This is a genomic window from Streptomyces puniciscabiei (assembly GCF_006715785.1).
Lineage (GTDB): Bacteria > Actinomycetota > Actinomycetes > Streptomycetales > Streptomycetaceae > Streptomyces > Streptomyces puniciscabiei.
Genome location: NZ_VFNX01000001.1, coordinates 4,580,467 through 4,600,730, shown reverse-complemented (window position 1 = coordinate 4,600,730; position 20,264 = coordinate 4,580,467). Strand labels below are relative to the sequence as shown.

At 72.1% G+C, this 20,264-nt stretch carries 15 protein-coding genes and 1 pseudogene; 8 read left to right on the top strand and 8 right to left on the bottom strand.

Annotation, left to right across the window (positions count from 1 at the left end):
• Positions 1–73 precede the first annotated feature (73 nt).
• The 4 genes and pseudogenes from pepN to FB563_RS21300 form a co-directional block, all read left to right on the top strand.
• A complete protein-coding gene (gene pepN, locus FB563_RS21315; RefSeq protein ID WP_055703523.1) occupies positions 74–2,653 on the top strand; it encodes an aminopeptidase N in 2,580 nt (859 codons plus the stop codon).
• Positions 2,654–2,891: 238 nt separating this feature from the next.
• Positions 2,892–3,929 (top strand): hypothetical protein, encoded by a 1,038-nt coding sequence (locus FB563_RS21310; protein WP_142218843.1) that lies wholly within the window; start codon positions 2,892–2,894, stop codon positions 3,927–3,929.
• 192 nt (positions 3,930–4,121) lie between these two features.
• Positions 4,122–4,931 (top strand): SGNH/GDSL hydrolase family protein, encoded by an 810-nt coding sequence (locus tag FB563_RS21305; protein WP_055705297.1) that lies wholly within the window; start codon positions 4,122–4,124, stop codon positions 4,929–4,931.
• Positions 4,932–4,967: 36 nt separating this feature from the next.
• Positions 4,968–5,345: pseudogene (locus tag FB563_RS21300) on the top strand (GNAT family N-acetyltransferase); the annotation flags it as partial.
• On the opposite strand, the gene FB563_RS21295 reads toward FB563_RS21300, so the two are convergent.
• From FB563_RS21295 to FB563_RS21270, 6 genes are all read right to left on the bottom strand, one after another.
• Entirely contained in the window at positions 5,286–6,653 is a 1,368-nt protein-coding gene (locus FB563_RS21295) for a glycosyltransferase (RefSeq protein WP_234357661.1), read from the bottom strand. The pseudogene FB563_RS21300 and the gene FB563_RS21295 overlap by 60 nt on opposite strands.
• Before the next feature lie 151 nt (positions 6,654–6,804).
• A complete protein-coding gene (locus tag FB563_RS21290) occupies positions 6,805–7,947 on the bottom strand; it encodes a serine hydrolase domain-containing protein (RefSeq protein WP_055705295.1) in 1,143 nt (380 codons plus the stop codon).
• Between the two features lie 93 nt (positions 7,948–8,040).
• Positions 8,041–9,822, bottom strand: coding sequence for a TIGR03767 family metallophosphoesterase (locus tag FB563_RS21285; protein ID WP_055705294.1), 1,782 nt, complete (start codon positions 9,820–9,822; stop codon positions 8,041–8,043).
• A gap of 202 nt (positions 9,823–10,024) precedes the next feature.
• The gene (locus tag FB563_RS21280; protein WP_234357660.1) at positions 10,025–10,513 is read right to left on the bottom strand and encodes an NUDIX hydrolase; all 489 of its coding nucleotides are present in this window, start codon (positions 10,511–10,513) and stop codon (positions 10,025–10,027) included.
• Positions 10,514–10,522: 9 nt separating this feature from the next.
• Positions 10,523–11,413, bottom strand: coding sequence for a pyridoxamine 5'-phosphate oxidase family protein (locus FB563_RS21275; RefSeq protein WP_055705292.1), 891 nt, complete (start codon positions 11,411–11,413; stop codon positions 10,523–10,525).
• 2 nt (positions 11,414–11,415) lie between these two features.
• Positions 11,416–11,862 carry a VOC family protein gene (locus FB563_RS21270; RefSeq protein ID WP_142218842.1) on the bottom strand — a complete coding sequence of 149 codons (447 nt, stop codon included), beginning with the start codon at positions 11,860–11,862 and terminating at the stop codon, positions 11,416–11,418.
• Positions 11,863–11,974: 112 nt separating this feature from the next.
• Here FB563_RS21270 and FB563_RS21265 point away from each other — a divergent pair, with 112 nt between their 5' ends.
• Positions 11,975–12,517: a CGNR zinc finger domain-containing protein gene (locus FB563_RS21265; RefSeq protein WP_055705553.1), complete on the top strand. Its 543-nt coding sequence runs from the start codon at positions 11,975–11,977 to the stop codon at positions 12,515–12,517.
• Positions 12,518–12,672: 155 nt separating this feature from the next.
• Positions 12,673–15,975, top strand: a complete 3,303-nt coding sequence (locus FB563_RS21260) for a S8 family serine peptidase (protein ID WP_055705552.1) — start codon at positions 12,673–12,675, stop codon at positions 15,973–15,975.
• A gap of 49 nt (positions 15,976–16,024) precedes the next feature.
• Here the strand turns inward: FB563_RS21260 and FB563_RS21255 are convergent, their stop codons facing one another.
• Entirely contained in the window at positions 16,025–16,900 is an 876-nt protein-coding gene (locus FB563_RS21255; protein WP_055705551.1) for a hypothetical protein, read from the bottom strand.
• A 1-nt stretch (position 16,901) separates the two neighbouring features.
• Positions 16,902–17,459 (bottom strand): sigma-70 family RNA polymerase sigma factor, encoded by a 558-nt coding sequence (locus FB563_RS21250; protein WP_055705550.1) that lies wholly within the window; start codon positions 17,457–17,459, stop codon positions 16,902–16,904.
• A 330-nt stretch (positions 17,460–17,789) separates the two neighbouring features.
• Between FB563_RS21250 and FB563_RS21245 the strand changes: the two genes are divergently transcribed.
• Entirely contained in the window at positions 17,790–18,809 is a 1,020-nt protein-coding gene (locus tag FB563_RS21245; RefSeq protein ID WP_055705549.1) for an aspartate-semialdehyde dehydrogenase, read from the top strand.
• A 99-nt stretch (positions 18,810–18,908) separates the two neighbouring features.
• Positions 18,909–20,249: an RNA polymerase subunit sigma-70 gene (locus FB563_RS21240; protein WP_055705548.1), complete on the top strand. Its 1,341-nt coding sequence runs from the start codon at positions 18,909–18,911 to the stop codon at positions 20,247–20,249.
• Positions 20,250–20,264 lie beyond the last annotated feature (15 nt).

Genomic DNA, 20,264 nt, shown 5'->3' with positions numbered 1-20,264 from the left:
CTGCTGTCAGGGGCACATGGCAGGATCGGTCCTGTTCAGCCCTCATCCACGCGATCACAAGGGAGTGCCGTCCGTGCCCGGTGAGAATCTGTCCCGTGACGAGGCCCGGGAGCGGGCCGCCCTGCTGTCCGTCGACGGGTACGACGTGTCCCTGGACCTCAGGTCCGCCGTGGGGGACGGGGAGGGCGAGCCACGCACGTTCCGCTCGGTGACCACGATCCGCTTCCGCTGCAGCGAGCCGGGGGCGTCGAGCTTCGCCGACCTGATCGCGCCGAGCGTGACCTCGGTCTCGCTCAACGGCCGGGACCTGGACCCGGGCGAGGTGTTCGACGGCGCGCGGATCGCGCTGGAGGACCTGGCCGCGGAGAACGAGCTGGTGGTGGACGCCCGGTGCGCCTACTCCCGCACCGGCGAGGGCATGCACCGCTTCGTCGACCCCGAGGACGGCGAGGTCTACCTCTACACCCAGTACGAGCCGGCCGACGCGCGCCGGGTGTTCGCGAACTTCGAGCAGCCGGACCTCAAGGCGCCGTACCGCTTCGAGGTGCGGGCGCCCGAGGGCTGGACGGTGTGGAGCAACGGCGCCGGTGAACTCGTGGACGGCGTATGGAAGTTCGCGGAGACCAAGCCGATCTCGACGTACATCACGTGCGTGGTGGCGGGGCCGTACCACTATGTGACGGATTCCTACGAGCGGGTGTTCGAGGACGGGACCAAGCTGGAGATCCCGCTCGGCGCGATGTGCCGCAGGGGTCTCGCCCCGCACTTCGACGCCGACGACGTCTTCCTGGTCACCAAGCAGGGCCTGGACTTCTTCCACGACCACTTCGACTACCCCTACCCGTTCGGCAAGTACGACCAGGCCTTCGTGCCCGAGTACAACCTGGGCGCGATGGAGAACCCGGGTCTGGTGACCTTCCGCGAGGAGTACATCTTCCGCGGCAAGGTCACGCAGGCGTCGTACGAGGCGCGGGCCAACGTCGTCCTGCACGAGATGGCGCACATGTGGTTCGGCGACCTGGTCACCATGGAGTGGTGGGACGACCTGTGGCTGAAGGAGTCCTTCGCGGACTTCATGGGCACGTTCGCCAACGTCGGCGCGACCCGCTTCAAGGACGCCTGGATCACCTTCGCCAACCGCCGCAAGGCCTGGGCGTACCGCGCGGACCAGCTGCCGTCCACGCATCCGATCACGGCGGACATCCGTGACCTGGAGGACGCCAAGCTGAACTTCGACGGCATCACCTACGCCAAGGGCGCCTCGGTGCTCAAGCAGCTGGTGGCGTACGTCGGCCAGGACGCGTTCCTGGAGGGCGCGCGGCGCTACTTCAAGCGTCACGCGTACGGCAACACGCGCCTCGGCGACCTGCTGTCGGTGCTGGGCGAGACCAGCGGCCGGGACATGTCGGCGTGGGCGCGCTCCTGGCTGCAGACGGCCGGGGTCAACTCCCTGACGCCGCAGGTGCTGCTGGACACCGAGGGCAGGGTGGCCGAGCTGGCGGTGGTGCAGGAGGCGCCGGAGTCGCACCCCGAGGAGCGCCCGCACCGGATCGCGGTGGGCCTGTACCGGCGTACGGCCGAGGGCGCGGTGGAGCGGTACGCGCGCGTGGAGACGGACGTGCACGAGCCGCGCACGGTCGTCGCGGACCTGGCGGGCGCCGAGGCCCCGGACCTGGTCCTGGTCAACGACGACGACCTGACGTACTGCAAGACCCGCTTCGACGACACCTCACTGGCCACCCTCAAGGAGCACCTGGGCGAGCTCACCGACCCACTGGCCCGGGCGCTGTGCTGGTCGGCGCTGTGGAACATGACCCGGGACGCGCTGCTGCCCGCGCGGGACTTCGTCGGCCTGGTGCTGCGGTTCGCGGGGCGCGAGTCCGACATCGGGGTGCTGCAGATGCTGCACGCGTGGGCGAACTCGGCGCTGGTGCACTACGTGGCGCCGCAGTGGCGTCGGACCGGCGGTGAGCTGCTCGCCCAGGGTGCGCTGCGGGAGCTGGAGGCGGCCGAGCCCGGCAGTGAGCAGCAGCTGGCGTGGGCCCGGTTCTTCGCCACGGTCGCGTCCGGCGAGACGGACCTCGCCCTGCTGAAACGCCTGCTGGACGGCACGGAGACCGTCGACGGCCTGGAGGTGGACCAGGAGCTGCGCTGGTCGTTCCTGGAGCCGCTGGCCGCGCACGGCGTGGCCGACGAGTCCGTCCTCGCGGCCGAGCTGGCCCGGGACGACACGGCGTCCGGCAAGCGGCACCAGGTCCGCTGCCTGGCGGCCCGCCCGTCGGCGGCGGTCAAGGCGCAGGCGTGGGCACAGGTGGTGGAGTCGGACGCGCTGTCCAACGCCCTGGTCGAGGCGACGATCGCGGGCTTCGGCCAGTCCTCCCAGCGGGAGCTGACCGCGCCGTACGCGGAGAAGTACTTCGCGGCGATCGCGCGGGTGTGGCGGGAGCGGTCGATCCAGATCGGCATGGACGTCGTACGGGGCCTGTATCCGGCGCTGCAGGACCGGCCGGAGACGCTTGCGGCGACGGACGCGTGGCTCGAGGAGCACCGGGACGCGGCGCCGGCGCTGCGCCGGCTGGTGCTGGAGGCGCGGGACGACCTGGCGCGGGCGCTGCGCGCACAGGAGTGCGACGCGACGGCCGTCGTCGACTGACAGCGGCCGCCACCCGCCCGGCACCGGACGAGCTTTGGCCTGAGCTTTGGCCACCGGTGACCGTTACGGAATTCGGTCAATCGGAACCGTAACCCCTGGCCCGCACCCGATCGGACCAGGGGTTTCCCGTCGCTACTCGGCACCCGAACACCTGACCTTTAGTCCCCTCTTGTCCGCATTCCTCGACGGACGTGTAACAGCGGTTAAAGGTGGGACCGGGCGCGGGAATCCCGACGCCATGACGCACAACACCCCGCTCTCCCCCCGCCCCCTCCGCCACCTCTCCGAGGTCCACCGCCGCGTCCTGACCACGGCCCAGCTCCGCTCCCACGGAGTGACGACGGCCGAGCTGACCGAGCAGTGCCGTTCCGGCGGCCCCTGGCAGCTGCTGCTGCCGAACGTGGTCCTCCTCCACCCCGGCCCGCCGACGAGCGAGGAGCGTCTGCACGGGGCGCTGCTGTACGCGGCCCGCGAGTCCGTGCCGGGCGTCCCGGCCCAGCCGACGGCGGAGGAACCGCACCGCCCGGTCTACGCGGAGGCGATGATCACCGGCCTGGCGGCGCTCACCCTCCACGGCTTCTCCGCCACCCCGCCCCTGCTCTCCCTGGACCGCATCGACGTCCTGGTCCCCCGTCTGCGCCGGCTGCGCTCCGCGGGCTACGTCCACGTGCTGCGCACCCCCGCCCTCCCGGCCCCCCGCACGGTGACGGGCCTGCCGGTGGCGCCGGTGCCGCGGGCGCTGGCGGACGCGGTGGCGGAGCTGACGGACGCCGCGGCGGTACGGCGGCTGCTCACCGAGGCGGTGCGCGGCGGGCACTGCGAACCGGCCGCCGTGGTGAGGGAGTTGACCCAGGCCAAGCTGCTGAACCGGCCACACGTGGTGGACGCGGTGGACGCGCTCGTGGCGGAGGGCCGCGCGATCGCCGAGGACCGCCTGTACCGGATGGTCGGCGAGTACGGCCTGCCCGACCCGGTCTGGAACGTCGACCTGCGGCTGCCCGGCGGCCCGCACCTCGGCGGCCTGGACGCGTACTGGCCGGACCAGGCGGTGGCGGTGGAGCTGGACACCCGGGCCCCGCGCCAGGACGAGGACGCGCTGTGGTCGGAGTACGCCCGCAAGCGCGAGCACCTGGAACGCCTCGGGATCACGGTCGTGTACATCACGCCGAGGAAGCTCAGGGACGCGATGGAACAGCAGGCGGCGGTGGTGCGCACGGCCCTGATGGCCTCGGCCGACCGTGACCCGGCCGCGTATGTCGTGGTGCTTCCCCGGTAGTGACGGACCGGGAGGCACCGGGAGGGCCGCAGCGAGCCCTCAGGAGGGGAGAGGAGGGGCCACCGGGCACGCCCGGCGGCCCCTCCTCGTGGTGTGCGGTCCCCGGGTGACGGCCCTCGCGTGACGCTGCGTTCTCACCCGAACGGAGGAGCCTCGCGGGCGGCGCCGTCCGGGCCGCGAAAGATGAGAGGTATGCGACATACCCGGACAGCCGCGTGCTCGTCGGCCCTGCTGCTCGCCGCCGCCTGCCTCGTCGCCGCCCCCGGGGCGGCACAGCCGGCGCCACTGCGAGCGGGCCCGGGGTACGTGGCCCTCGGCGACTCCTACTCCGCCGGGCTCGGTGCGGGCGCCTACCTCCCCACCGGCACCAACTGCAAGCGCAGCAGCCGGGCGTACCCGGTCCTGTGGGCCTCCGCGCACAAGGTGACGGCCTTCGTCTTCGCCGCGTGCAACCACGCCCGGACGAGTGACGTCCTGTCCGGCCAGCTCGGCGCGCTCGGCGCCGGCACCAGGCTGGTCACTCTCACCGTCGGCGGTATGGACGCGGGCTTCGGCGGCGTCATGACGACCTGTGCGCTGGGCGGCACCAGCCGCTGCCTGTCGGCCGTCACCAGGGCCCGCGCCACGGTGGACAGTTCCCTCGGGGACAGCCTGGACCGGCTCTACTCGGCCATCAGGGACCGGGCTCCCGCCGCCCACGTCGTGGTGCTCGGCTATCCGCACCTGTACCACCTCAGGGGCACCTGCGAGATCGGCCTCCAGGACACCGCGCGCGCCGCCCTCAACGACGGCGTGGACCACCTCGACGCGGTGATCGCCCGCCGCGCCGCCGCCCACGGCTTCACCTTCGCCGACGTCCGGGCCGCCTTCGCCGGGCACGAGATCTGCTCCGCCAGCCCCTGGCTGCACAGCGTCGACGTCCCGGCGGTCACCGAGTCGTACCACCCGACGGCACCGGGCCAGTCGCTCGGCTACCTCCCGGTGCTGGAGCGGGTCTCCTGACGAGGTCCTGACAGGTCGGGGCCTACGCTCCGGTCCATGTCTGCCGAATCCGTGACCCTGCGCCCTGCCAGTGAGGACGACCTCCCGCTGCTGGAACGCTTCCTCACCGACCCGGAAGTGGCGGGGCCCTTCCAGTGGTACGGGTACGCCGACCCCGACCGCTTCCGCCGCCGCTGGGCGGAGAACCGGCTGCTCGGCGAGGACGGCGGCCACCTGATGGTGACCGCCGACGGCGAGCGGGCCGGGTTCGTGGCCTGGCGGAAGGTCGTCGTCTCGGCCTCCGCCCACTGCTGGAACATCGGCGCCCAGCTGCTGCCCGGGGCCCGCGGCCGGGGCATCGGCAGCCGGGCCCAGCTACAGCTCGTCCGCTACCTCTTCGCCCACACCGCCGTGATGCGGATCGAGGCCGACACCGAGGCCGAGAACTTCGCCGAGCAACGGGCCCTGGAGAAGGCGGGGTTCACCCGCGAGGGCGTACTGCGGGGCATCGCCTTCCGGGACGGCCGGTGGCGCGACGGCGTCGCCTACAGCGTGCTGCGCGACGACCCGCTGCCCAGCGACATGTGAGGCGTACACCTCGTCGAGCAGGGTGGCGTAGGCCGCGATCATGCGGGTGCGGCTGAAGCGCTCGCGGGCGGCGTCCAGGTCCGGGGCGAGCTCGGCACGGCCGGCGGCCGCGGCGGACCAGGCGTACGCGATCGCGGCCGGGTCCGGCGGGGTGACGCGGCCTAGGCCCTCGACGATCGACGCGCTGTCGCCGACGTCGGTCGTCACCGGGACCGCGCCGCACATCATGCCCTCGATCAGGCACAGCGGCGCCGCCTCGCCGGAGACGGAGGTCAGGGCGACGACGTCGGCGGCGGCGTACACCGTCTCCATGTCGCCGCGCACGCCGAGCAGGCGCATCCGGTCCGCCAGGTGCCGGTCCGCGCCGAACGCGGTCTCGATGTCGGCCCGCAGCGCCGGGTTCTCGTCGGTCATGCCCGCGCCGCACATCAGGACGTGGGCCTCGGACTCGCGGGACAGCCACGCCCGGGCCGCCCGGAGGAAGAGCGGAACGTTCTTCATCGGGGCGTAGCGGGCCGCGAAGACGACCACCGGGGCGGCGGCCGGGATGCCCAGGGACGCGCGGAACGCCAGCCGTGCGGCCGCGTCGGGGCGGAAGCGGAGGAGGTCCACGCCGTTGGGGATGACGTGCAGCACCTCGCCGGGGACGCCCGCCGCCTCGTACGCCGCCCTGGTCGACTCCGCGCAGCACACGCACGCCACCACCTTGCCCTCGGCGATGGCGGCCTTCAGCTCGTCGAGCGCGGGGCCCTGGTTCTCCGGGTCGGAGCGGTGCAGACAGGCCACGACCGGGCGGCGGGGCAGGCCGGCCTGGTTGAGCAGGGCCAGCGGCTGCTCCTTCAGGGAGAGGATCACCTCCGCCGCGGCCATCGACCGTGCCGTTTCGGCCAGCTCGGGCCCGCTGAATACGTTCGCCGCCAGCGAGCCGTCCACCAGGCCCGCGCTGCGGCCGAGCGAGGTGACACCGACCCCGCCGGCGGTCAGCGCCCGGTAGCAGTGGTCGTCCTCCATGCGCTGCCGGGTGGCCTCGCGGTGGACCTCGCCATGGATGCTGAGTACCTGGTGGGACTGGCCGCCTTCGGCCAGTCCCCGTACGACGTCACTGTGCACGATCCGGGCTCCTCCGGAGAAGAAACCCTCGTAGACCGACAGCACACGCAGTCCGTGCCTCGCGCGCACGCGACCACCCGCCTTGCATAAATGATCGAGAAGATCGAGCCATCCCCGTCCAAAGCGGGATAGCCGATATGAGGCGGTACGGACATTGCGTCCGGGTTAACACGGAATGACGTGGATGAAACGGTGGCTAACAGAATTCCGCGTCGATCACGGACCGCATGTCCCCGGTCCAGTCGCCGTTGAAATTGAACGCGATCGCATGGTGGCCGTCCGTCGTCGTCATCGCCGTGGATGCCGAGCCGTGAATGCCACCGTTGTGACCCCAGACGTGAACGCCGCAGGTCAGCCGGGTGTCCATGAGCCCGAGGCCGTAGCGCGTGTTCGGGAGGCCCGTGGCCTCGACGGTGGTCTTCATTTCCTTCAGCTGCTCGGGCGGCAGGAGTTCTCCGCCGAGCAGCGCGCTGTAGAAGCGGTCGAGGTCGGCGGAGTCGGAGATCATTTCACCGGCGGACGAGGCGAGGGACGGATTGAGGGTCGTGACGTCGTACGCCGGGCTCGTCGGGTCGTTGAATTTCGAGTAGGCGCGGCTGCTCGGGCGGGGCACGGTGATCCGGGTGCCGGGGAGCGAGGTGCCCCGCAGCCGCAGCGGCGCGATGAGGCGGCGTTCGATCTCGGTGGCGTACGAGTGGCCCGTCACCTTCTCGATCACCATTCCGGCCAGGACGTAGTTGGTGTTGGAGTACTTCCAGGAGGCGCCCGGCGCGAAGTACGGCTGGTGCCCCATGGCGATCGTCACCAGCTCGCCCGGGGTGTACGTGTCGTAGCGGTGCAGGGCGAAGCCGTCCCTGGTGAAGACCGCCCGGCCGAAGTCGGCGTCAGAGGTGTAGTCGAAGATGCCACTGGTGTGGTTCAGCAGCCGGCGGATCGTGATGCGGCGGCCGTCGTGGCCGTGCCCGTGGACGACGCCGGGCAGCCACGTGTCCACGGTGTCGTCAAGCGACAGCCGGCCCTCCGCCTCCAGCTGGAGCAGGACGGTGGCGACGAAGGTCTTGGTGATGCTGCCGACGCGGTACCGGTCGGCGGTGGAGCGCGGCTCGCCCGTCCGCCGGTCGCCCACCCCGGCGGTGGTGGACCAGGTGCCGCGGCGGTCCTTGGCGGTGGCGGTCACTCCGGGCACCCCGGCCGCGACGGCGGCCTCGACGGCCTTGCGGGTGGCGGCGTGCGAGTGCCCGCCCGCGGGGTGGGTGGCGGTGGCGGCGACGGCCGGAGCCGCGAGGGCCGCCGAGAGGAGTACGGCCGTGGCGGCCACCAGGGTCGTGCGTACGCGCATGTCTTCCCCCAACCTGTGCGGTTCGTGCGGTCGGGGGAAGAAACCGATGCCGGATGCGCGAAGGTTGCTCGCATTACTCCGGTTGAGTGACTTTCAGCCCTTCTTCAGCACCAGCTCCGTGTTCCGGTCGGCCGTGCCGCCCGCGCCGAGGGTCTTGCTGGCGCCCGGGGCGTTGAAGGTCAGCTCGCGGTAGAGGGCGGCGAGGCCGGTCTGGGAGAGGTCGGAGAAGTCGGTGCGGTGCGGGGCGGCGGACTCGATGAGGGTGGTGAAGACGGAGATCGTGCCGTCCTTGTTGTCGGCCAGCTCGATGATCCGGGCGAGGTGCGGGTAGTCGATGTGCGAGGCGGTGGAGATCTCCCAGAAGGAGCGGCCGGCGGAGCCCTTGTGCGGGGTGATGACGTTCCTGTGGATGTGGCCGTTCACCCAGGCCAGCACATTGGCGTGGGCGGACAGGACCGAGAGCACCTCCGCGCCGCTGTGCCGCTTCTCACCGGGGCGCGCCGGGTCGGGGCGGGTGTTGCCCATCGTGGTGCTGGTGTGGTGGCTGAAGACGACCGCGTAGGAGTCCTTGTTCGCCTTCAGCGTCCGGTCGAGCCAGTTCAGCTGGGCGGTGCCGATGGAGCCCACCGAGTCGCCGCCGGGGTCGGTGGTGTCGAGGCTGATGCCGATGACGTCGTCGGAGACGCGGAAGACGTAGTACTGGGTGCCCGCGTCGAGGTTCGCCGAGGAGTAGCCGTGCCCGACCGGGCCGTGCCCCTGGTGGGCGGGGTCGAGGTGTGCCTTCAGATAGTCGGCGGGCGTGTACGGGGCCCGCTTCTCGTCCGGGGTGACCGAGCGCATCGAGCGGGCGTGGGCCTTGAGGAAGTCCCGGTAGCCGGCCCCCTTGGGGTCCTTGGCGCTGCTGATGGCCTCCTGGAGCTTCCTGGCGTCGGCGGCGGAGACGTCGAACAGCTTCTTGCCTCCGATGGCGGCCTCGGCGAGGTAGGGGTCGCCGTGGGAGCCGAAGCAGCCGAGGGGGAGGGCGTCGTGGTTGCCGACGGTGGAGTACCACGGGAGGTTGAGGCCGGGGCTGTTCATCTCGCGGACCGCGGCGGCCAGGAAGCCGTTGAGCTGCGGGAAGCCGAGCGCCTTGTCACGGTCGCGGGTGGCGGAGTCCGGCTGCCAGAACAGCTTCAGGCCGCTGTTCTGCACCCCCTCGTAGTGCCTGGGGTCACCGGTGTTGGGGGTGATACGGCCACCGCTCATGATCTGCATGAACCACTCCAGTTCGGAGTGGGCGTTGTTGTCGGTGTTGTCGCCGGTGGTCATGACGAAGCGCAGCGGGGCGCCGGTGGCCGGGGCCCCGTGCAGCGCGTTGACCCGCTCGACGAGCGCGATCGCACCGGGCACGGTGAGCGCCTCCTGCGGGCGCCAGGAGTGCGGGGCGTTCACGCGCAGGTACTCCAGGCGCAGCGGGTGCTGGACGTCCTGCAGGTGCAGATCGGTGAACTGCACGAACGCGGCGAGGACCGTACGGCGCCCCTCCCGGCCGGACTTGGGTGCGGCCAGGTCGCCGCGCACGACCCGCTTCCAGCCGGGACCGTCGCCCAGGCGCTGGTAGCCGGAGCTGCTCCGCGGGGCGGCGACCGAGGCGAGCGTGGTGCCCTTGGTGTACGGCGCGGGCGGGGCGGCGGAGGCCGTCGCGGACTGGGCGACGGGCGCGTCCCCCGTGCCGCCGGGATCGGTGGCGGCCTGGCTGTCGGTGGGGTGGAGGGCGTAGCCGACGCCCGCGGAGAGCGAGACCGCTCCGGCGGCGGCGAGGACGGTACGGCGGTTGACCCCCAGGCCGGAGGCGGCGGAGGCGGCGGAGGCGGTGACAGAGCGTATGCGCGACATTGGCGCGATCTCCCCGAGTGCGAACGCGTCGGCAGTGGTCGCGGGTCGTCGCTGACGCGAACGCCCCGCTCGCTCAAGGATCGTTGGCACCGGGGATGGCCTGCGCGTGAACGCGGCCGCAACGCGCAGCGCCGATCACCGTACGTGGATCACGGGGTACGGGTCGCGGTCATGGAGTGGATCGTGGGCGGCCGGGAGCCGGTCACTCCTCGTTCACCTCCTGGGGTAGGGGACGGGCTCCGGGGGCGAGATGACCGTTCGCGGGGCGTTCCCGCCAGAGGCGCAGGGCCGTGTCGACGAGGGACACCCGGTTGAGATCCGGCACTGCCGAAAGGTCCTGCCATGCGGCGAAATCCGTGGATCCGTCGATTTCGTACCGGAGTTCACCGCCGACGATCTCGCCCTCGTAGACGAGGCGCAGGGCGTGGTGGTCGGTGCCCGGCCGCAGACCCTGACCCGGGTGGAGATGGCGGCGGGAGTCCACGCCGAGGAGGCCGGTCACCTCGATGCGGTAACCGGTCTCCTCCATGAGCTCGCGGCGGACGGTGTCGTACGGGTCCTCCCCGTGCTCCATGCCGCCGCCCGGCAGCACCCACTCCGGGGTTCCGTCGGGGCCGGGGGAACGCGCCAGCAGGAGCTGTCCGTCACGGACGCACACGGCGTAGGCCGCCACCCTCAAGTTCTGTCGCATGAACGGACGTTAACGCGGGATGTCCGGATTCGCCGGGGAATATTCCGGCGCCGACCAGCGCAGCGGCAGTGCGGCGGGGGTCCACAGGGCCTCGGTGAGGGTGAAGCGGACACTTCGCTCGCCGGACGCCGTGAACTCGGTGTGCGCCTCGCCGGTGAGCTGGAGGGTGGTGCCGGTGGTCCAGTCGAGGAAGAGCAGGCCGGCGCGGGGGTCGCCGCGCAGGTTGCCGAGGGTGAGGAACATGGCGTTGCCGGGGTAGTCCGGCCAGGTCAGTTCGCGGGGTGAGGTGACCTGGACGAAACCCGGGTTGCCGCCGCGGTGGCTGGCGTCGGCTCCGGCGGGGTGGACCGTGGCCAGGAAGAACGTGTCGGCCGCGCGGATGAACTCCGTTGCCTGTGAGCCGAGTTCGGTCAGCCTGTGGGGGGTGCCCGGTGTGCGGCCGTCGAGCGTCTCGTACGCCTCCCTGCGCTGGATGTACTTGGGGCAGTTGGAGAAGACCTGGTCGGCCTCCACGGCGAAGCCCCTGCCTGTCGGCCTCAGCCGGCCGTTGAGGCGCATGCGGCGGCGGGTCCGGGGGTCCAGGGCGATGGTGCCGACGGGGGTGCCGGGTGTTTTGAGGGCCACGGCGAGCGGGTCGGATCCTTGCCCGGTACCAGCGACGACCGACACCTGCCTCGGGCCCGTCGCCCTGACGAACCCGGGGCCGCCCGTGAGCGCCGATGCCCACACGCTCCCCGTCCCCGGATCCGCCGCGCCGATGATCAGCAGCGGCTGGAGCTCCAGGAACGCCGCCGCGATCGGCTTGATGTCCTGGCCGAGGGAGCGGCCCACGTGGTCGGCGCGGTCGCGGACGCCCATCAGCTCCTGCACGGCGAGCGAGCCCGCGTGATACACGCCCATGACTAGAAGAAGCCGCAGGTCGGGGCGTCCGCGTGCGGGGCCGGGGCGCCGTCGGGGCCGAGCGGGGCGGAGATCTCCAGGCGGATGCCGTCCGGGTCGTGGAAGAAGATCCCGCCCGAGGTCCCGCCCTCGCGGTGGGCGACCACGCCGTCGTGGGCGAAGTCCACTCCGGCGGCCCGCAGCGCGGTCTCGTACGCGCGAACGCGGTCGATCGAGTCGACCGTGAAGGCGAGGTGGTGCAGTCCGGGGCGGCCGCTGTCGTACGACCCCTGGGCCTGCTGCCAGAGGGTGACGAGCGGGGCACCGCCGGTCTCCCCCAGCATCGCCCAGCGCCGGCCGTCCTCCTTGCCCTCGGCGAGCACGGCGAAGCCGAGGAGGTCGCGGTACAGGGCGAGTGAGCGGTCGAGGTCGGTGACGTTCAGACCTGCGTGTGCGATGCGCGGGGCCATGGTGTTCTCCTTCGAGGTACTGTCTAACCTTCGTCATTTACGTTAGACGGTTATAGGCCGGAAGGTCAACCGGTCACATACAATTGAGTGGTTAGACGAGAAGGAGTGCCCGATGACCACCCCGCGCGACCCCCGCCCCCTGACCGGCGAGCCCCTCGCGCTCGACCTGCTCAACACCCGGTGGAACCGGGAAGGCGTCACCCAGGACCTGCTCGACGGCACCGAGGGGCTGGCGGTGTGGCTCGCGAGCAACGGGCTGGCCGGGGACCACGCGGCCGACACGGAGGTGCTGGCGCATCTGCGGGAGGCGCGCGAGGCGCTCAGGGCCGCGGTGCACGGGACACCGGCCGAGGCCGCGCCGCTCGTGGACGCCGTACTGGCGCACGGCCGGATCCGGGCCCGGCTGACCGCCGACGGCCCCGCCGAGGAGCCGGAGTTCGCCGATCCGTCGTGGGGGCCGGCCTGGCTCGCCGCCCGGAACTACCTGGACCTGATCACCCGGGCACCGGAGCGCATCCGGACCTGCGCCGGCGGCAGCTGCATCCTGCACTTCTTCGACACGTCCCGGAACGGCACCCGCCGCTGGTGCTCGATGGCGGCCTGCGGCAACCGCGCGAAGGCGTCCCGGCATTACGCGCGCTCGAAGGAGAACTGAGCCGATCCCGGGCCATATGGGTCGGTTCCTCGCAAAGCCCATCGCGGGTTTTCCCCATACATGCATATCGATTCGGTCAACGGACCCAAAAATCCGGTCCCTTGGGCAAAGCTGAGCGCTCTCGTCCGCTCAATTCCTTTACCTGAGGGATGCCGATGACCCACACGCACGAGCGTGATTCCATACCCGGTCCGAGACGCCTGGCCCGTATGGCCGTGGCCGTGGGCGTGGTGGCCGCCCTGTCCGCGGCCGGGCCGATACCCCTGGCCCTCGCCGCGGACTCCGTCCCCACCCCGGCCGCCACCGGCTCCGGCGCCAAGTCCGCCCACGGCAAGCTGGGTTCGGACGACGCCGATCTGCTCGCCGAGGCCAAGGCCGACGGCGCCAAGAACGTCACCATGATGATCGCGACCGCCCCGGGACGGACCGAGCAGGTCGCCGAGGAGCTGGACGCGGTCAAGGGCGGCTCCGTGGGCCGCACCTACGACAAGATCGGTTACGTCCGCGCCACCGTGCCCACCGCGCGGGCGGACGCCGCCATCGCCGCCGCGGCCGAGCTGCCCTCGGTGCACGCCATCGACCTCGAGCAGGAGACCCCGCTCGACGACCCCACGCCGGGCGGCGCCGCCACGTCATCGGCCAGTACGGCGGCTTATCCCGGCCCGGGCAGGAACACCCCGGCCGAGAACCCGTACAACCCCTCCTTCGAGACCGGTGCCGTCGAGTTCGTCAAGGACCACCCGAAGTGGGACGGACGGGGCATCACCATCGGCATCCTCGACTCCGGCGTCGACCTCGGCCACCCGGCGCTGCAGAAGACCACGACGGGCGAGCGGAAGATCGTCGACTGGGTGACCTCGACCGACCCGATCGTGGACGGGGACCAGACCTGGCGCCCCATGGTCACCGCGGTGTCCGGCCCGAACTTCTCCTACGGTGGCGCGAGCTGGACGGCGCCCTCCGGGGCGTACGAGATCAGCACCTTCAAGGAGTCCGCCACCACCGGCGGCGACGAGAAGGGCGACCTGAACCGCGACGGCGACACCACGGACAGCTGGGGCGTGCTGTACGACCCGGCGGCCGGCACGGTCACCGTCGACCTGGACAACGACCACGACTTCACCGACGACACCCCGATGAAGCCGTACAAGGACGGCTACCAGGTCGGCTATTTCGGCACCGACGACCCGAAGACCGACGTGGCCGAGCGGGTGCCGTTCGTCGTGCAGATCCGCAAGGACGTGCCGATGGACCCCTACGGGGGGTCCTGGGTCGGCAAGAAGGCGGACTTCGTCAACATCGGTGTCATCGAGTCCGAGCACGGCACGCATGTCGCGGGCATCACGGCCGCCAACGGGCTCTTCGGCGGGAGGATGAACGGCGCCGCCCCCGGCGCGAAGATCGTCTCCTCGCGCGCCTGCACCTGGACCGGCGGCTGCACCAACGTCGCCCTCACCGAGGGCATGATCGACCTGGTCGTCAACCGGGGCGTCGACATCGTCAACATGTCGATCGGCGGCCTGCCCGCGCTGAACGACGGCAACAACGCGCGCGCCGAGCTGTACACCCGGCTCATCGACACCTACGGCGTCCAGCTGGTGATCTCCGCGGGCAACTCCGGGCCGGGCGCGAACACGATCGGCGACCCGGGCCTGGCCGACAAGGTGATCTCGGTCGGCGCCGCCATCTCCAAGGAGACCTGGGCCGCGAACTACGGCTCGGTGGTGGAGAAGAAGTACCAGATGATGCCGTTCTCCTCGCGCGGCCCGCGTGAGGACGGCGGCTTCACCCCGACCCTGGTCGCCCCCGGCGCCGCGATCAACACCACCCAGACCTGGCTGCCCGGCTCCCCGGTCGCCGAGGCGGGCTACTCGCTGCCGGCCGGCTACTCCATGCTCCAGGGCACCTCGATGGCCTCCCCGCAGGCCACCGGCGCGAGCGCGCTGCTGCTGTCCGCCGCCGAGCAGCAGGGCATCGGCCTGACACCGGCGAAGCTGCGCACGGCGCTCACGTCGACGGCCCGGCACATCAAGGGAGTTCAGGCCTATGAGGAGGGTGCGGGCCTGATCGACGTCGTGGACGCGTGGGACGCCGTCCGCGACGACGCCGACGCCCACGACTACACCGTCAAGGCCCCGGTCGACACCGCGCTCGACCAGGCGCTGAAGACCCCCGGCTACGGCACCGGCCTGTACGACCGCGAGGGCGGCCTGAAGGCGGGCGGGAAGAAGACGTACGACATCACCGTCACCCGCACCTCCGGCCCGGACAAGGCCCTGTGGCACGAGCTGCACTTCGCGAACAACGCCGGGCACACCTTCCGGATCGTCGGCGACGACCTGGTGCGGCTGCCGCTGAACCAGCCGGTGACGGTGAAGGTGGAGGCGGCCCCGGCGTCGGCGGGCGTCAAGAGCGCGGTCCTGGAGGTCGACGACCCGCGCACGGAGGGCATCGACAAGCAGATCCTGACGACCGTCGTCGTCTCGACCCCTGTCGGCTACACCTACTCGGCCTCGGGTTCGGTGCAGCGCAACGGCACCCGGTCGTACTTCCTGACCGTGCCCCAGGGCGCGAAGTCGCTCGAGGTCGCGATGAGCGGGCTGCAGGACAAGAGCCAGACCCGGTTCATCGCCATCCACCCGTACGGCACCCCGGTCGACAACACCGGCACGCCGTACTGCTACCCCAACTACCTCGACGGCAACGGCTGCAAGCCCGACGTGCGCTCCTACGCCGACCCGCAGCCCGGCGTATGGGAGGTGGAGGTGGAGGCCCGGCGTACCTCCCCGCTGCTGGACAACCCGTACACCCTCGGCGTCTCCGTCCTCGGCGCGGCCTTCGACCCGGAGACCGTGACCGTACCCGAGGCGAAGGTGGGCAGCCCGGCCACCGCCGGCTGGAAGGTCACCAACACGTACGCGGCCCTGGACGGCAAGCCGGTCGGCGGCCCGCTCGGCTCGGCGAAGACGGCCCGCCCGTCCATCAAGGAGGGCGAGACGCAGACCAGCACGGTGGACGTCCCGGCCGGCGCCAAGTCCCTCGACGTCGCCATCGGCAACGTCTCGGACGCCTCCGCCGACCTCGACCTGACCGTGTACGACGCGAGCGGCAAGCAGGTCGCGCAGTCCGCCGACGGCGACTCCGAGGAGGCGGTCTCCATCCCGTCCCCGGCCGCCGGCACCTACACCGTCAAGGTCGTCGGCTACTCGGTGCCCTCCGGCTCGACCGACTACGACTACCGGGACGTGTTCTTCTCCCCCACGCTCGGCTCGGTCACGGTGGACGACACCACGCCGGTCACGCTCGGCACGGGTGACTCGGCCACGGTCACCGCTCAGGTCACGGCCGCGGCCGAGGCCCCGGCGGGCCGTGAGTTCTTCGGCCGGGTCCAGCTGGTGAACGCGCGCGGCACGGTCGCGGGCGTCGGCAGCGTCAAGATCGAGAAGGTCACGCCGTAACGGAGTGGCTCTCGGGTGAGGGGCGGGTGTCCGGGGGGACACCCGCCCCTCACGGCTTTCCGGTGGGTGCCTCTTCGGCGGGGCAGGCCAGGTGCCGCGACGTGGGCAGCGCCTCGGTGATCCAGGCGCGGTTGACCGCCACACGGGTGTCGCCGACGGCCCACAGGCTCGCGTTCCGCTGTCCCGCGCCGACCTGGACGAGTACGTGCTCACCCTTGCGCGGGGCCGGTTTCGCTCCGCCGTCGAGCAGGAAGGTGACCTCGGCCGGTGCCTGGGCGGGCTTGTAGGAGCGGATCACCTTCAGCGTGACCCGGCTCCACGGGGACAGCTTCTGCGGCTCCACCCGGGTCACGGTGCCCTCCACGACCAGCCTGGAGCAGGCGAGGGCGAGTGCGGGGTCGGACGGTCGCCCGCCGTCCCCGGAGACCTTGTCCGGGGCGCCGGCAACGCTCTTGCCCGAGGCGCTCGCGGCGCTGTCGTCCGAGGCACCGGAGTGTGTGATCAACCAGCCGAACCCGACGACCAGTGCGAAGGCCGAAGCCCCGGCGAGCGACCCGAACGCGATCCGCAGCGCCCGGCGCCCTCCGGTGGGCCGGCCGGGACGCGGCGGCCGCGGTGGCCGGCGCCCGGCCCGCACCGGTCGTACGGCCCGCACCGGTCGTACGGCCCGCACCGGTCGCACGGCACCGCGCGGCTCCCCCGCCACTTCCCGCGCCGGCTCCCCTGCCGCCCGCTCGCCGGTCAGCTCCTGTCCGAGCCGGCTCAGCTGCTCCCTGATCACCGCCAGATCGGCCTCGGCCGCCCGGTGCTCGGCGAGGAATCCGGGATCGCGCCGGGCCTCCCCCGGCAGCGGCTCCCCGGTGATGGCCGCCATCAGCGCGTCCATGCCGCCGTACTCCCCGGCGTTTCCTCCTCCGGCGGTCACGTCACACCACCTCGTCCTCGTGCAGGCGGTCGCGCAGGGCGCGGACCGCCGAGTGCAGCCTGCTCTTGACCGTGCCCTCGGGGATGCCCAGTTCCTCGGCGATGGCCCGGACGGGCAGGTCGGCGAAGAAGCGCAGGACGAGCACCTGCCGCTGGGCGGCGGGCAGCTCGTCCAGGCCCTGGGCGACGGCGACGGAGAGCAGGCTGGTCTCCTCGCCGGAGGGGTGCGCGGGCTCGCGCAGTGCGGCCAGCCGCTCCCCCAGCCTCTCCTGGCGCCGCTTGGCCCGGTGCCAGTCCATGGCCAGGTTGGAGGCGACCACCGCCGCCCACGCCGAGACGTCCCGCGGCGCCTGACGGCCGCTCGCGGTCCGCTCCAGCAGCCGCAGCCGTACCTGCTGCACCCCGTCCGGCAGGTCCGACTGCGGCACGCCGCCGAGCGCGAGCACCGCCCGCACCCGGCGTTCCTGGGCCGCGTCCAGCGGATCGTCGCCGGTACGGTCCCCCGTGTCCGTACCGGCGGCGTACGCCCCCCGGTCGCGGCGCGCCCCTCCGCGCAGCACAAGCCACCCCCTCACGCGTTTCCTCTACGACGCGCCGGCGGGCGGAAACGTTCGGGCCGACTTCGTACGGTCCGCAGAGGCGTACGTCACATCGCCGTGTGGCCGGTGACCGCACGGGCAGGGACGGGACAGCACAGCTTGCGGCCCGGGCGCCCGGCGGAGGGAATTTCTGCAGCTCAGCAGGGTGTTCGACGGAGGTACGGAACCGTCCGCCGGGTGATCGTGTCCCACTCCTCGGGCACGCCGCGCAAAGAATTGGACAGGTGGACCGGGGTCGGCCGCATGATGGAAAAGCCCCGGTCATGCACGAGACACAAAGAGGGAGTCACTGTGAGGGTCGGAATCGTCGGAGCCACCGGTCAGGTCGGCACGGTCATGCGCAGGATCCTCACGGAGCGGAACTTCCCGGTGACCCAGCTGCGCCTGTTCGCCTCGGCGCGCTCGGCCGGCACCGTGCTGGACGGGGTGACGGTGGAGGACGCGGCGACCGCCGACTACTCCGGCCTGGACATCGTGCTGTTCTCGGCGGGCGGCGCAACGTCCAAGGCACTGGCGCCGAAGGTCGCCGCGCAGGGCGCCGTGGTGATCGACAACTCCTCGGCCTGGCGCCGGGACCCGGAGGTCCCCCTGGTGGTCTCCGAGGTGAACCCGCACGCGGCCGCCGACCGCCCCAAGGGCATCATCGCCAACCCGAACTGCACCACGATGGCCGCGATGCCGGTCCTCAAGCCGCTGCACGAGGAGGCGGGCCTCGAGGCGCTGGTCGTCGCCACCTACCAGGCGGTGTCCGGCTCGGGCCTCGCGGGCGTGGCCGAGCTGCACGGCCAGGTGCAGAAGGTCGCCGCCGAGGCCGACAAGCTGACCCATGACGGCGCGGCGGTCGACTTCCCCGAGCCGAACGTCTACAAGCGCCCGATCGCCTTCAACGTGCTCCCGCTGGCGGGCTCGATCGTCGACGACGGTCTGAACGAGACCGACGAGGAGCAGAAGCTGCGCAACGAGTCCCGCAAGATCCTGGAGATCCCCGAGCTGAAGGTCTCCGGCACCTGCGTGCGCGTGCCCGTCTTCTCCGGCCACTCCCTCCAGGTCAACGCCCGCTTCGCCCGCCCGGTCTCCCCGGAGCGCGCCACCGAGCTGCTCGCCAAGGCCCCGGGCGTCGCCCTCTCCGACATTCCGACCCCGCTGCAGGCCGCCGGCCAGGACCCGTCGTACGTCGGCCGCATCCGCCGCGACGAGACGGTGGACAACGGCCTGGCGCTGTTCATCTCCAACGACAACCTCCGCAAGGGCGCCGCGCTGAACGCCGTCCAGATCGCGGAGCTGGTGGCGGCGGAGCTGTCCGCGAAGTAACCCGCAGCAGCACCACAGGGGCGGCCACGGTCACGTGGCCGCCCCTGTCGTGTCTTCCGCTCTCGTGCGAGGATCGCTGACCGGATTTCCGGGCGGGAGGTGGCCGTGGAGACGTGTGCGAGCTGTGGCGGCCCTCTCGCGGCGCGGGCCGGCCGGCGGGGCCGTAGCTCGGTGTACTGCTCGGCGGCCTGCCGGCAGAAGGCCTACCGGGAGCGGCAGGACGGTGGCGGGGGCCTGGAGGAGCTGATCGAATCGGTCGGCCGGCAGGCGGGTGCGCTGGTGCCGAGGCCGGCGTCCGCGCTGTACGCGGGCGTGACCGAACTGTCGGCCTCCGTGGCCCGGCTGCGCCGTATCGCACGGCTCGCGCAGGAGACGGCGGACCGAAGCGTGGAGACGGCGGACCGAAGCGTCACGGAGACCCCCGTGACGGAAATCCCCGGGCCCGGCAGCGCGGTTTCCGTCACCGACTCCCCCGTGACGGAATTCGACGAGACCGCCTTCGCCGTCCTCACCGAGGCGCACCGCCGGGAGATCCGCGCCCACTGCTATCGCATGACCGGCTCCTACGACGACGCCGAGGACCTGGTCCAGGAGACGTTCCTGCGGGCCTGGCGGGCCCGGGACGGCTATCAGAGGCGGGCGGGCGCCCGTACCTGGCTGTACCGCATCGCGACCAACGCCTGCCTGGACTTCCAGCGCCGTACGGCCCGCCGCCCGCAGCACTACGAGCCGCTGCCCGGCATGGACCACGGCCCCGGCGAGCCGCCCGCCCGGATCACCTGGCTGCAGCCCTGCCCGGACGACGAACTGCCGGACAGCGCCGCGGAGGCGCGCGAGACCGTGGAGCTGGTCCTGCTGGCCGCGCTCCAGCACCTGCCGGCCCGGCAGCGCGCCGCGCTCGTGCTGCGCGATCTGCTCGGGCTCACCGCCGCCGAGACCGCGCGGGCCCTCGAAACCTCCGTGGCCTCGGTCAACAGCGCGCTGCAACGCGCCCGTCCGGCCCTGCGCGAGCATCTGCCCGCAAGCCGTACGGACTGGACGGCCACCCCGCCCACGGACGCCCAGCGGGCCGCGCTCCAGCGGTACATGACGGCCGCCGAGCGGCTGGACTTCGACGCGATGGCCGGGCTGCTGGCCGAGGACGTCACGCTGACGATGCCACCGAACCCGTTCTGGTTCACGGGCCGCGCGGCGCTGCTCGCCTTCCTCCGCCCCAGCCTCGACCCCGCGTCCCCCCTGTTCCTGGGCCACTGGCGCCACCTGCCCGCCCGCGCCAACGGGCAGCTCGCGGCCGGGGGTTACGTCCGCCGCCCCGGTACGAACGTCTACCGCGCCCAGGTCCTGGACGTGCTCCGCTTCGACTCCGAGGACCGCATCACGGAGATCACCTCCTTCGAACCGCACCTGTTCCCGGCGTTCGGGCTGCCGCTGCGGCTGTGAGCGATGAGCGCGCGG